This is a genomic window from Trichormus variabilis 0441 (assembly GCF_009856605.1).
GTDB classification, from domain to species: Bacteria; Cyanobacteriota; Cyanobacteriia; order Cyanobacteriales; family Nostocaceae; genus Trichormus; species Trichormus variabilis.
On record NZ_CP047242.1, the window covers coordinates 1379873 to 1393059 of the forward strand.

Sequence of the window (13187 nt, forward strand, 5' to 3'; positions counted from 1 at the left end):
ATCAACGTAGAAAATTAAATATGAATCCTATCCAAATTTTGATAGTTGAAGATGAGCAATTAGTGGCTGATGACTTGAGAGAAACTTTAGAACATTTGGGGTATGGTGTACCTGCCTTAGTAGCATCGGGAGAAGAAGCTATTTTCATGGCAGGAAATTTGCGACCTGACTTAGTGCTGATGGACATCAGACTAGAGGGTAAAATTGATGGTATAGAAGCCTCTTTTGCCATCCAGTCTCGCTTCGATTTACCAGTAGTTTACCTAACTGCTAATGCCGATCGCGCAACACTAGAGCGAGCTAAGGCTTCCCATCCTTTTGGGTATATTTTAAAACCCTTCGATGAAAGAATATTAGCTACCACAATAGAGATTGCTATTTCCCGGCACCAAACAGAAGTTGAAGTAAAAAAAGCACTAATTGCTGCTAAAAATAGTCAGCAAATCGCTGAATCCAAAAACCAGATGAAATCACAACACCTCTACATGGCAGCACATGAGTTTCGTAATCCTTTAACGACAATTAAGCTCAGTGCCGAAATGTTGAATACCTATGGCAAACAGATGTCAGAGGAAAAAAAACAAAAACATATCGATCGCATTGAATCTGCCACGGATAGCTTGACGAATCTGCTAGAAAATATACTCACACTTGGTAGAGCCGAAGCTGACAATTTTGTATTGAACCCCACTTTGATCGAGGTAGTAAGTTTCTGTGAAGAAATAGTCGAGTCTTTACGATTGACATTGAAAGAACATTATGAAATTAGTTTTGTCACAAATACTCAAAGCTTTATTGCCTGCTTAGATGAACAGCTACTATGGCATTTACTCAATAACTTACTTTCTAACGCAGTCAAATACTCCCCTAGAGGTAGTACTATTTTGCTGGGGCTGACTTGTGACGAAAGTAGTGTGTATTTTCAAATTAAAGATCAAGGCGTAGGTATTCCCCTAGAATTTCAAGCTAAACTATTTGAACCTTTTCAACGTGCTGCCAATGTTGCCACAATTCCCGGCACCGGACTAGGGCTAGCAATTGTTAAGCAATGTGTTGATTTGCATCAGGGTAAAATATCTATTGATAGTACCTTAGGTCAAGGAACAAGTTTCTTAGTTAGACTACCATTGAAGGTAAATTCAATATCAGCTTAATTTTGCTAAAAATAGCACTTTTCTATGTGATGAAGTATATCGGCAAATTTGCCATCATTTATCCACAGCAATCTAATTCTAGCCCTGCAATTACTAAAGTAAACAGGTAATAGCAAGAATAAATAAAGCTATCTTCAGGGTACTAAGCATTGTACAAAAATTAAATTAGATTTCTAATCTTAATAAAAATTAACTAAAATCCGACTTCTGTTGAAATAATTAATATTACCGGAATTTATAAAAAAGTTAATTATATATTTTATTTAGAGATTTTCCTTCCCTAGCTAAGTTAGGATATTCTCTTTTAGAGGTATAGCTTATATTTAAATAATAATTCCGGCTAATTACTGACTAAGAGCTTTTATTTTTGACAAAGATTGATATTATAAAGGGTTAACTTGCCGCTAATTTAAAAACTAAATATAATTGATAGTAATTCATGATGTAATTGAATTAATTTCTGATATAAGCATGGCTAAACGATCGCTCCAAGCCTCGGATGAAGGTATTAGGAAGGCCAAAAAAGCTTTTAATCATAAAGGTTGGACACAAGAATATCTGGCCAGTCAAGTTGGACTAGATAGTCGCCAACCAATTTGGAAGTTTTTTTCTGGCAAACCTGTTGCCAGACATATATTCCATGAAATTTGCTTTAGCCTAGCCCTAAATCCAGAAGAGATTGTTCAAACACTAGAATTTGAACCAGATGAACACTTAGAAACCCAGCAGATACTAGAAGGTCAAGACTCTACTGTCATTGAATCTTTAGTGAATAAAATACGTGCTGCCCACTCAGAGAAAATTCAAAATCAATGTGGTACTATCCGGTTGTTAGATGTTGCACGTACAGTAGAATTAGATGAATTATTTATTGAGGTCAATGTATTAGAAGAAATTACTAGTCAAAGATGGCTAGATATTGCAGAGTTACAAAAGTCCGATGATAAAGCTTTAAACGAATTTTTATTAGAGGAAGTTACTACTAGAAAAATCACAGGATTACTAGCAATTGAGAAATTTTCTAAGCTTTTTGTCTTTGGCAATCCAGGAGCAGGAAAAACTACGTTTCTACAATCAATCGCTACACTTTGTAATCAAGGTAAATTTCAGCCTCAACGTGTTCCTATTTTTATTAGCCTGAAAGATTTTGCCGAAAATATCAACTATGATGAGAAAAACCCTTTGTTAAGCTATTTAATTGAAGAATTAAGTATTTGCAAAATCGCTCAACAGGAAGTAGAAGAGTTACTTCATGAAGGTAAAGGTTTAATTTTACTAGATGGATTGGATGAAGTTGCAGATAAACATACGGAAAAAATCAATAAAACAATTAGTATTTTTTTAGAGATTTTTTATAAAAATTCAGTAATTATCAGTTGTCGAATTGCATTCAGGCATCAAAAGTTTAAAGGGTTTGCTGAAGTACAGATTTCTAAATTTACAAAATCACAAATATCAGATTTTGCTAATAAATGGTTTACAGCTTTTGCTAAAACTAATACCCGATTCAGGAAAACATTAGCATCTAAATTTATTGATAAAATAACACTTCCCGAAAATCGATTAATCCAAAATCTAGCATACACACCTATTTTATTAAATCTCACCTGTTTAGTATTCCAATATCTAGGCGATTTTCCTACTAAGCGTTCTGAAATTTATCGGCAAGGATTAGAGCTATTACTAGTACGTTGGGATGAAGCCAAAGGAATAAAAAGAGATGAAGTTTACGCTAATTTAACCTTATCTCAGAAAATTAAGTTACTTAGTTATATCGCCGTCACTTTTTTTGAGAAGGGAGATTACTTTTTTGAAGAAAATATCATTTGTCAATTAATAGCTGACTTTTTATATCTGTTACCAAATGCACCAACTGATTTAGAGGATTTACGAGTAGATAGTAAAGCTGTGCTTAAAGCAATAGAGTTACAGCATGGATTATTAGTTGAACAAGCAAGAGGAATTTATTCCTTCTCTCATTTAACATTTCATGAATATTTTACTGCCAGATTTATTGCTAACAGCGACAATAAAAAATTAGAACAAGTTGCTGATTATTTAGTTGACAATCGATGGCGTGAAGTTATCTTACTCACAGCAGAAATTATCAAATCATTTGAGGATTTATTCCAGTTAATCAAGGAACAAATTGATAAGTTAGCAGTTGCAGATGAAACAGTAAAACTTTTTCTCACTTGGGTCATGGACAAGTCCTCAATAGTTATTTCCAATTATCATTCATCTGCTGTACGTGCTTTTTACTTTACCCTCGTCTTACCTCCCGATTATGCTTTATCACGTAACCAAACTCTAGCTACAGCTTTAGATAGTCATCTAACAGGAAAACTAGCTGATGATTTAGCTTTGGATTTAGCTTTAAGTTATATTTTTGCAGTTAGCATTTCTTTGACTCCAGAGCTTTTCTGTAAGCGTATATCTGCTCTCAAATTAGCTCTTGATATTGATTATTTATTACAGTCATATTCATCTTTAGATGAATCTCTGCAAAACCTCAAACAAGAATTACCTAGTTCACAACAAGATAAAGAGATATTAAAAGCATGGTGGCAATCTAATGGGCAATCTTGGACGACACAGTTAAAGGAATTGATCAAAATACATCGCCAAATGGATTGCGCTTGGCAATTTAGTGAGAAACAATTACATTTAATTCAAAAATACTGGGAGGCAAACAACTTATTAGTATATTGTTTTAACACCGCTAGCAATGTTACTCCCAATTTGAAGGAAGTTATTAAAGAAGCTTTGATTCTGCCTCCAGCGCAAAAATGAATCAATTCAAGATTTAACAAAATATAGAAGTTGAAGTCCCCGGCTTCTATCAAACCGCCAGTGTTGTGGCTCTTTCTGTCTTACAAAGTTCAGAGCGCCTGCTTCCGGCGCTCTGAACTTGGGGCTAAATCGTCGTTACAACACGGAAAAAGCGAATTGCCTTAGGGTTAGCCTTGCCATAGGCTATTGCGAATTGGTTTAATCTGGACGCTGTTCTGTGAGAACTTTATAAGCATAGTTGAAATCATCAGTAGTAATCTTGATTTCAGAAGGGTCTGTCAATCCTTGGGAGCGAAAACGACGAATTGCTTCTACCGCCGCTTGATTGCACAGTAAAGTTAAATCTGCACCATTCCAATTTTTAGTCATCTCTGCCCAATAGTTGAAATCCACACCTTCCAAGGGTCGTCCTTGACTATGGACTTGGAGAATCGCCAGACGACTAGCTAAATCTGGTAAATCTACCTTCATTTGTAAATCTAAGCGTCCAGCCCGTAACAAAGCCGGGTCAAGGGCATCGGGTCGATTTGTTGCCCCAATTACTAAAATAGTACTCCCTACTTCTATGCCATCCAACTCTGTGAGCAATTGTCCAACTACGCGATCGCTCACTCCCGAATCACCACTGAAACTACCCCGCGCTGGAGCTAAGGTATCAATTTCATCAATAAATACGACACAAGGCTCTGCTTGACGCGCTTTGGCAAATAACTCCCGTACTGCTTGTTCACTTGCACCCACCCAACGGCTGAGTAATTCTGGGCCATTGACACCAATAAAATTAGCTCTGGCTTGGGAAGCAACAGCTTTAGCTAATAAAGTTTTTCCTGTCCCTGGTGGCCCCCATAATAAGATGCCTTTTGGTGCTAGTGCTTTGGTTTGCAGATACAGTTCTGGATATAACAGCGCTCCTTCTACTGATTCCCGTAGGGTTTGCTTAATCGTATCCAAACCACCAATATCGTCCCAGGCGATATGGGGAACTTCGACTTCCACACTCCGCAGTACAGCTGGTTTGATTTCTTTGAGGGCTTGCAAAAAGTCAACTTGGCTAACCGTCATATTCTCTGGAACTGCACTTTCAACCGAAGGCATTTGACGGCGCAGAGCAGTATACGCCGCCTTTTGGCACAGGGCTTTTAAGTCAGATCCCACAAACCCCACCGAGCGTTCGGCGATCGCATCCAGGTCAACCGTGTCTTCCAAAGGCATGGCACGGGTGAGAATTTGCAGAATATCTCTGCGTCCTTTCACATCTGGGACACGAAACTGGACTTCCCGATCAAATCGCCCCGGACGGCGCAAAGCTGGGTCAAGATGGTCAGGACGGTTAGTGGCAGCCAGTACAATCACACCTTGACTGTGGGAAAAACCATCCATCAGGCTTAAAAGTTGGGCTACAAGACGTTTTTCTACTTCCCCTTCTACTGCACTCCGGTCTGGAGCTAGACTATCGATTTCATCAATGAAAATAATACAAGGAGCATTCTTAGCAGCCTTCTCAAAAATACCCCGCAGTCTTTGCTCGGCTTCACCATAATATTTACTGATAACTTCCGGCCCCACCAGCGCAATATAGTTAACACCAAGTTCCTCAGCTAAACCACGAGCAGTCAGAGTTTTACCAGTACCAGGAGGCCCAACTAAAAGTACACCCCGCGTAGGTTCCAATCCTAACTTTGCCAGTAAATCAGGGCGTTTTAAGGGAATAGCGATTAATTCTTTAAGTTCTTTAACAACCTCACCCAGTCCGCCAACATCTTTCAAGGAATTACCGGAAGGCGCATCTGGTGGAACAACAACATCAGAAGTGTCTCCATTCCCTGAATCAGAATTAGGAGAGGGTTGGGTGCGAATACGGCTTGTACCAATATCATTAGCCATATTATTAGGACGCGGGATATTGCCAGTCCGAGGAATACTACTCATAGAACGAGAGTTAATCTGGAAATCGGTTTTAATTTCTCCTTTCTCGGCTTTTTCCTCTAAAGTTTTGACTAATTCAATTAACTGTTCAAATCCCTTGAATAAATCACTCATAACATCACTCCAAAAATCTCAAAAATCTTACTTTTTTTATGTTTATCTTTTATTAGCAGTTAATTCTTCGACTTCAAATAAAAGACTAGCAGCACCTTTAACTCGGTCTATAGCCTCCACCGAACGGGGTAATCCAGGTAGGCGAATCATAGTTTGTTCTGGAAATAAACTATGATCAATTTCCACTTCTGGACTATAGCGATTCTGAACTATATAACGCTGATTAACCCCCATATTTTTTAAAGACTCTGTTAAGCGTATATGTTCAGATACGATAGCTACTTCTGACTGAATTACACCAATAAATTGAGTATGTTGAGAATTCTTTAACTTCTTTTGTGCTTGTACAACTTGTTGACGTAAATTTCGTAACCGTCCCATGAAGTCCACTCTACCCAAAACATCTTGATACTTCAGCCACAGTTTAAATATCCAAGATAACCAATCACCTAAAGCCGATGGCATTTCTAAAAATCTCAGAAGATGACCTGTTGGCGCAGTATCTAAAATGATTAAATCTTGCTGGTTACTATCTAACAAATCCATCACAGTAATTAGAGATAGCATCTCATCAATACCCGGTAAAGCTTGAGACATAATCTGTCGCCACGCCTCAGGCACATAAGCAACATTCACGGTTGTATCTGCTTGTGAACCTTCGCCACTAATCATATCTGCTAATTCCCAAAGATAATCTCTACGGAATTGTTCTAAAACTCTGTTAGCATCAATTTCTTGCCCACACAAATTTGAGCTTAAAGATATAGGTTCATGGCCTAAATCCTTCCCAAAAGCATCTCCTAAAGAATGTGCTGGGTCTATAGAAATTACCTGAATCTTTTTATCTGGATGTTGTTGAGCAGAAGCCCAAGCTATGGCGGCGGCTACCGTTGTTTTCCCTACACCTCCTTTACCACCGATAATAATTAGTTTGCATTCTTCGTTGATAAAATCATGAAAGCCAGGTAAAACTTGAGCAGGCCATTGAATAAGTGGTGGTGGAACAAGTTCAACACTAGCAATTTTTTGAATCTGAGATGCCAGAGAATCTAATGCCACCCCACCTAAAGGTTCTACTCTTTGTTGTGGTACGATAAAAACAGGCTGATTAGTATGAAGATTTAAGTACTTATTCAGTAAATTTTGTTGTTCAGCGTAACGGTCTAGTTCTAACTCCGAATTTAGTAAAATGTGATTAATAAATAATCCAGCGTAGGGAACATCTAAAGTTTCTAGGCTATTTAAAAATCGCTCAGTTTCATAAAAACACATGGGTTCAGAAATACCTACCACCAAACAACCAGTAAATTTTTCATCTTGCAGTAAGCGTCTACCTTCTGCTAGTTGATGTTTCATTTCTACTAAAAAGCTATCGACTTCATCAGCCGTATAACTACCTTTAAAACTTTGAGTAATTACCCGATGTTTTTCCTGAAATAGTTCTAAGGAATTTAAAATAACATCTAAAAAATCTTTGAGGCGTAATAAATTTAAGGTATGACCAGAAGGAGCCATGTCTATAATTACACGATCCGCCTCATTTTCAGCTAGTAGACGCTGAATTTCTAGCAAACCCATTAATTCATTCAAGCCGGGCCAGTTTAAATCCCAGACTGGTGCTAAATCACCTCCATCAGCTAAACTGCCTCTCTCCACGAGTATTTCTAAAAAGTAACTATATTTTGCTTTAAATTCCAACAACAGTTTTTGAGCATCCAACGCCTGAACACTCAAGTTAGGTAAGTCTGTCACTGCTAATGCAATATCTTTAACTTCCGATTGCAATACATCACCTAAAGAATGTGCAGGATCTGTAGAAATTAACAGAATTTTTTCTTGAGGAAACTTTCTGGCCCAATAACGTGCAAAGCTGCAAGAGATGGTAGTTTTACCAACCCCACCTTTGCCACTAAACATAACTAGATGCAATGAATCATAGTAGTCCATCATGAAATTAAAAATTCCTTGATAAATTTATTAGTAGAAATTAAACAAAATGATAGGGTGGTAGTGGTTCTCCCAAGATTAAATTCCAATGAGGACATTTCTCTTGTAGCGTTAACACTTGTTTGAAGAGTAAAGCTTTATCATGGCGATCAACTAAAAGATGAAGACGTACTTCTTCTACATAATCTTGAATAATTGCAGATGAGCGATAAATATCCATCATTAAATTGATCAGATGATGTTTCTCCCTATTTTGATCACCAATAAAGCTTTTTTGATGCTCATAATGCAATTTTTTCGCCAAAAAATAATCTCTTCCATGTCCCCCTGATATCTTGGCAAGTTCTTCAAATTTACGAGGAATGAGCTTTAAAGTATATTCTGTTTTCCCTTGAATATTATCGAGTTTCTTTTGATATTCTTGAGCATGAGACTCTATATGATTTAGCAATGTCTCTTCGGAATTGAAATAAGTGCCAAAACGCAAAGGTAAAACTGTTGTCTGCTGAGATAGCTCACAAATGACGCGATCGTGAGCTAAAACCATTTTAATAACTTCTTCATCATTATTTTGACTAGATTCTAAGGATATTCCAGGTTCTACGACGGCTGAGATATTATTGCCATTAATCAGGAGTAATTGACCTAGATTGCCAGATGGTAGACGTAAAGGAACATCAGGAGTATTTAAAAAAGCATAAGTGTAAAAATTTGGCGATCGCATTATTCCACCCAGGTAAAAAACTTAAGTATTCTATTTTATTGCTATCAGAACAAATATCTTGTCATATAAATAGAAAAAATGCTGAATTTGATTAAATCATTTACATCCTTAAAATCTTAGTTATAATGCTATCAATTATTCAGGTATTTCCTATGACAAAAGTACGTAATCGGGGCATAATCAGACCTAAAATCACCACAATGCCTAGAACTAAATCTGAGGCTTCCAGCCAATTAGAACTTTACAAGTTAGTAACAGAACAGCAGAGAATCAAACAAGAGTTGGCTTTCATCGAACAAAGGACAGTACTACTTAAGCAACGATTATCTACGCTTAAAACTCAGATAGAAGGGACAGAAAGAAGTATTAATAATTTACGTCATCCTGAAGCAAAACCTTCTCGGATAGCACTCCCAAAAATATTCCGTGAAACCAATAATTACCAAGCTTTTGATATCGAATATTAAACTATTAACCCGCGAAAGCGGGTTTTTAATAGTTCAATTAAACTGATTAATAGCTAAGCGCACATAGACAAAGTTTGTAGTAAAAACTTGTCCCTAAGGGCTGCAAATCTCAACTAACACCTAATCAAGGTGATAAAACTAGATCCTCATTATCTTCGTATTCTTCGCTAAATCTAGATTGCTCTTGATAAACTTGATTTTCTTCAGATGCTAATATAAAAAGAGGTTTTACCTCTAAATCATCATCTTCCTCAGACTCTGCATTAAGGCGCTCTTCTTCTGCTAAAGCTTGAATTTTTAAGAGAATCTCTTCTTCTTGAATATCAAATTCTTCTTCAGAAATTTCGCCCATATCAAATTTTAATTGCAGACTTAACAATTGTTTATGTAGATTTTCTTGAGCATCAAATTCAGTATTGGTACGTTCTTGAATTTGTTCTCCAATCCACATAAGTCCATTAATTGGCCCCATAACAGGCAATAACAAGATTTTACCTAGCATTCTATGACTCCTATCAAGAAATTTGAGCAAATGTATAAGGTGCTGTAAAGTTGTTGTAGCGAATGCGTAAACGTTCACCGAATTTATGATCAATAGCTTCGACTTGTTGGCTAAATATAGATTCGTTTTCCCAAGGAATTAAAAATGCCGCATTATAAATCATGTCTTCTGTCATTGGGTCACTTTCAATAACCTCATCTGCTAAGGGTTTTAGCTCATCAAAAAAGGCTTGAATTATAGATTCCTTGCGACTGAGTAAATTACTTTCAATTAATTGTCCAATTTGTATTACCTCCTCCATACTTAATGCCTTTCCTTCCATTTGGTCTCGCTTCTGTTTTAAGTCTTGATGAGAATCCATCATGGCTTGTAATTCAGCTTTGCTATCCCAAAAAATCTTCACACTAACCTCCCGTCGCCCAGCTAGTTTTTGGAATAGCTCTCGTAATTGTGCTTTATATGGTTGAAGTAGTTGTGTAACCACAGTTTCCCAATTTTTTACAACTAGTCCAAAACGCAAGGGTAGCAAAGTTCTAAATCCAGCGTGCATCGCTTGTTCTAATACCTTTTCATGGCTGATTAAATTTCGCCGAGATGCTAGATATTTTTCTTGTTGTGCTTCTGAATATAAAAACGTAAATCCATCAATAACTTGACTATAGACAAGTTGAGAATCCAATCCTTGAAGAGCAACTGTTTCTGGGATTGGATCGGGAAAAATGCCGTATAGATAAAGACCAGAACTCATAAAATTTAAAATTCAATTAGGGTGACATTTGCCGATGATGCGTAGATTTAGGTGGGCATTACCCCTCTGACTTATTGACTTTCCTCTCTTGTCTTTCACTTATAATTACAACGGTCTTGAGGTTAAAACTAAGCGCAATTTAGCATGAATGAGATTGAGTTGAGCTATACCTAAATCTACTTCACCATCTACAACAATTCCTGTGTTTAATAGACGATCTAGCAGTTCCAGCACAGAAGGTTTATTTCCTATTTCACCCGGATAATAAGATCCTGGGGAAGGTAAAAGAGTACCGACATCACCTAAATTTATATTTAAGTCTGCGGGTTCAATCTCAAAAATATGGCACAGATTTAGAACTTGTTCTTCTAGTTTTTGCAAACTTTCACTTGCTTGTTCTAACTCAGATTCACTAAGACATTCCTGTTCCATGCGCCGAATTACTTGTGCCTCCATCAGCTGGCGTATTAGTTCCACTACGGTCAAAAGTAAAGGAGCTAAACCTGCTTTGCTGTTAGCTTTAGAAGTGGTAGGTAGCAAATTAGGAGACTTTTCAACTGGAGTAAAAACCATTGTCATAATGCTATCTACCTTTTCTAAATTTCTTTAATTCGATTCAATCCAGGCTAATACCAATTTAAAATTAAGAAAGTGAGTATCACTTGATGTTAAAAAATTGTTATAAATTTAGCCTGGGTTGCTTTGGGATTTCCAGAATCTGACTAAGCCTCAAGTTGGGAGTCATCTCCCTCTTGACTATTTACTTCATACATTGGTTGCACATTTTCTGGATAGTTAACTGTTAATCTATTCTCTTCTTTCACGGCAGATGTGAGTAAACGTAGTTGTGTTTCTAGACTTTCTAGCCGTTGTTGTAGTTGTTGATTTTCTTCAACTAAACGTTGCGATTTGCTACTAAGATAGGGGTCATTTTCCCACCAATTGATACCCATTTCACGGGCTTTATCAACTGAAGAAATTAACAGACGAATCCTAATATGTATGAGTTCAGTTGAGGCGATAGATACGGAAATATCACCAGCAATCACAATGCCTTTATCCAAAACTCTTTCGAGAATATCTGCTAAGGTGGAACCTTGTGTAGAAGTGGGAATTACTCGATTTGAGTTAGTCGGAGGACGTGTTGGGTGTATTGGGGTAGTAGTCACGGTTGATTCGGCTCTTCAATGGTATATACATGATTGTTCTTGCTGACTAAGCCTTTCTGCTCTAAAGAGTTGAGAGCGTTGGTAGCTACAGTCCGACTGAGTTCAAATTCTTGTTGAAGTAGAGCTAAAGCTGCACTCTTGTACTGTTGTAAGTAGAGATAAATTTCCCGCTCAAATGGAATAGAATCTTCCACACCTGGTTGTTCGAGAACTTCAGAATCAAGAGTACCAAACTGAGAATCGATGATGGTAGGAAACCCGCTTTCGTTGATCGCATTGTGATCTTCGTCTGCGATCGCATCCGTATCCTCTGATGTAATACTATTCTTGAATTCCTCTATTTCCTCTAAGTTCAGATGATTCAGTAATTCAAGGAAAATCGTTGTAGCTTCGCTAGCAGACCAATTCGTGCGGTTGAACAGCACATCTGCACAGATTTCTCGAAAATCAGAGCTTTCTGGTGCAACTAAAATATTGTGTTCGGCACATACCTTAGCAATCATCAAACAAGACCGCAAGCCAGAAGTCTTTTCCCCACCTGTACGTGAGCGAAATGCTTTCACCAATTGCACGACTAACAGCGCATCTGCTCTATTGAGTGCGGTTTTCTGAGCTAATATCTCAGTTTGAGTTAGCTCATCCGGCTCTGGCATATTAATAGTTACCAACCGATCCATTAAAGCATCCTGCGTCGAGTGGACTCCGCAGTACTCTTCTGGATTAGAGGTAAAAATAGCCCGAAATTGGGGATTAACGTGCAAGTATTCTGGCTGATTACTACTAGGAGGAAGAGTCAGAATTTTTTCTTCCAAAGCTGATAGTAAGACGTTATTCACTTCCGGTCTAGAACGGTTAAATTCGTCGTAGACCAAGGTGAAGCCTTCTCTACAAGCTAGAGTTAGTCTAGAATCGACCCAATTTTGTTTAAATTCGTCTTCGACTTTGAGAACACTGTGAATGTAATTGTCCAGTAACTTTTTATGGGTATAACCGGATTCACTACCAATCAAATCAGAACTTTTAAATTCATCATCTCCGAAAATCAACATGATTGGTCTATCCAAACAGTTAGCCAAGTGCATGGCTAAAGTTGTTTTTCCTGTACCGGCTGGACCCCGTAAGTGAATAGCAAATCCTGATGTCAGATAACGTAACGCCCGAATTGCTACCTGCTCAATGGCAGGTGTAACAACAAATTGACCGGGACGGACGCGGAGAACAGCTCTTTTCTTATTATTTGCAGTCAGAGTCATAGATTAGGATGATGAATAATTACTTTGCCAGACAAAAAAATTAGATCCTCAATATTGCAATTCGTAGCTTTCATATGCTACGATTTAGCATATGCAGCTATCAATAACAAAAGTTAATTCTATTAATTCCTAAAAGTAAACTGAAGAAACGACCTCAGGTCTCGATCACTTCCTTGCAATAAATTAATAGATAGCATAGGATATCTAAAGTTTTATACTAAAACTCATTGTTGAATCTGCCCCCTTGTCTGACCAGTTGTCTAACTGTAAGATTAGGGGGTTTTACTATTTAGTCTAGTTCGCCAACAGATTACCAATTCTCAAACATATATCTACAAATAGGCAGCACGGAGCAGGAGAAACTGAACTGTAGACTTAATTTAGAGAAAG

General features: G+C 37.5%; 11 protein-coding genes. 3 read left to right on the forward strand and 8 right to left on the reverse strand.

The features are described 5' to 3' along the window. Positions 1-20 precede the first annotated feature (20 nt). Both GSQ19_RS05455 and GSQ19_RS05460 read left to right on the forward strand, forming a co-directional pair. On the forward strand, positions 21-1154 hold the full coding sequence (locus GSQ19_RS05455; protein WP_011316964.1) for a hybrid sensor histidine kinase/response regulator: 1134 nt from the start codon (positions 21-23) through the stop codon (positions 1152-1154). Positions 1155-1625: 471 nt separating this feature from the next. Continuing rightward, positions 1626-3947, forward strand: a complete 2322-nt coding sequence (locus GSQ19_RS05460; RefSeq protein WP_011316965.1) for an NACHT domain-containing protein — start codon at positions 1626-1628, stop codon at positions 3945-3947. Between the two features lie 198 nt (positions 3948-4145). Here the strand turns inward: GSQ19_RS05460 and GSQ19_RS05465 are convergent, their stop codons facing one another. From GSQ19_RS05465 to GSQ19_RS05475, 3 genes are read right to left on the reverse strand one after another with little or no spacing between them, the layout of a single operon-like run. Beyond that, positions 4146-5987 carry an AAA family ATPase gene (locus GSQ19_RS05465; protein WP_011316966.1) on the reverse strand — a complete coding sequence of 614 codons (1842 nt, stop codon included), beginning with the start codon at positions 5985-5987 and terminating at the stop codon, positions 4146-4148. A gap of 42 nt (positions 5988-6029) precedes the next feature. Further along, on the reverse strand, positions 6030-7937 hold the full coding sequence (locus GSQ19_RS05470; RefSeq protein ID WP_011316967.1) for an ArsA family ATPase: 1908 nt from the start codon (positions 7935-7937) through the stop codon (positions 6030-6032). 37 nt (positions 7938-7974) lie between these two features. After that, positions 7975-8658, reverse strand: a complete 684-nt coding sequence (locus tag GSQ19_RS05475; protein ID WP_011316968.1) for a GvpL/GvpF family gas vesicle protein — start codon at positions 8656-8658, stop codon at positions 7975-7977. 152 nt (positions 8659-8810) lie between these two features. Between GSQ19_RS05475 and GSQ19_RS05480 the strand changes: the two genes are divergently transcribed. Continuing rightward, a complete protein-coding gene (locus tag GSQ19_RS05480) occupies positions 8811-9125 on the forward strand; it encodes a hypothetical protein (protein ID WP_011316969.1) in 315 nt (104 codons plus the stop codon). A 124-nt stretch (positions 9126-9249) separates the two neighbouring features. On the opposite strand, the gene GSQ19_RS05485 is transcribed toward GSQ19_RS05480, so the two are convergent. The 5 genes from GSQ19_RS05485 to gvpN form a co-directional block, all read right to left on the reverse strand. Continuing rightward, positions 9250-9627 (reverse strand): gas vesicle protein GvpG, encoded by a 378-nt coding sequence (locus tag GSQ19_RS05485; RefSeq protein ID WP_011316970.1) that lies wholly within the window; start codon positions 9625-9627, stop codon positions 9250-9252. Between the two features lie 13 nt (positions 9628-9640). Then, entirely contained in the window at positions 9641-10375 is a 735-nt protein-coding gene (gene gvpF / locus GSQ19_RS05490) for a gas vesicle protein GvpF (RefSeq protein ID WP_011316971.1), read from the reverse strand. A 105-nt stretch (positions 10376-10480) separates the two neighbouring features. Continuing rightward, positions 10481-10948 carry a gas vesicle protein K gene (locus GSQ19_RS05495; RefSeq protein WP_185478793.1) on the reverse strand — a complete coding sequence of 156 codons (468 nt, stop codon included), beginning with the start codon at positions 10946-10948 and terminating at the stop codon, positions 10481-10483. 149 nt (positions 10949-11097) lie between these two features. Next, on the reverse strand, positions 11098-11544 hold the full coding sequence (locus GSQ19_RS05500) for a gas vesicle protein (protein ID WP_011316973.1): 447 nt from the start codon (positions 11542-11544) through the stop codon (positions 11098-11100). Next, entirely contained in the window at positions 11541-12797 is a 1257-nt protein-coding gene (gene gvpN, locus GSQ19_RS05505; RefSeq protein WP_011316974.1) for a gas vesicle protein GvpN, read from the reverse strand. The genes GSQ19_RS05500 and gvpN overlap by 4 nt, the downstream gene beginning before the upstream one ends. Positions 12798-13187 lie beyond the last annotated feature (390 nt).

What these genes read in the sequence shown, in the direction of transcription:
- GSQ19_RS05455 (WP_011316964.1), top strand. Translation starts at nt 21, where the DNA reads ATGAATCCTATCCAAATTTTGATAGTTGAAGATGAGCAATTAGTGGCT.
- GSQ19_RS05460 (WP_011316965.1), top strand. Translation starts at nt 1,626, where the DNA reads ATGGCTAAACGATCGCTCCAAGCCTCGGATGAAGGTATTAGGAAGGCC.
- GSQ19_RS05465 (WP_011316966.1), bottom strand. Translation starts at nt 5,987, where the DNA reads ATGAGTGATTTATTCAAGGGATTTGAACAGTTAATTGAATTAGTCAAA.
- GSQ19_RS05470 (WP_011316967.1), bottom strand. Translation starts at nt 7,937, where the DNA reads ATGATGGACTACTATGATTCATTGCATCTAGTTATGTTTAGTGGCAAA.
- GSQ19_RS05475 (WP_011316968.1), bottom strand. Translation starts at nt 8,658, where the DNA reads ATGCGATCGCCAAATTTTTACACTTATGCTTTTTTAAATACTCCTGAT.
- GSQ19_RS05480 (WP_011316969.1), top strand. Translation starts at nt 8,811, where the DNA reads ATGACAAAAGTACGTAATCGGGGCATAATCAGACCTAAAATCACCACA.
- GSQ19_RS05485 (WP_011316970.1), bottom strand. Translation starts at nt 9,627, where the DNA reads ATGCTAGGTAAAATCTTGTTATTGCCTGTTATGGGGCCAATTAATGGA.
- gvpF (WP_011316971.1), bottom strand. Translation starts at nt 10,375, where the DNA reads ATGAGTTCTGGTCTTTATCTATACGGCATTTTTCCCGATCCAATCCCA.
- GSQ19_RS05495 (WP_185478793.1), bottom strand. Translation starts at nt 10,948, where the DNA reads ATGGTTTTTACTCCAGTTGAAAAGTCTCCTAATTTGCTACCTACCACT.
- gvpN (WP_011316974.1), bottom strand. Translation starts at nt 12,797, where the DNA reads ATGACTCTGACTGCAAATAATAAGAAAAGAGCTGTTCTCCGCGTCCGT.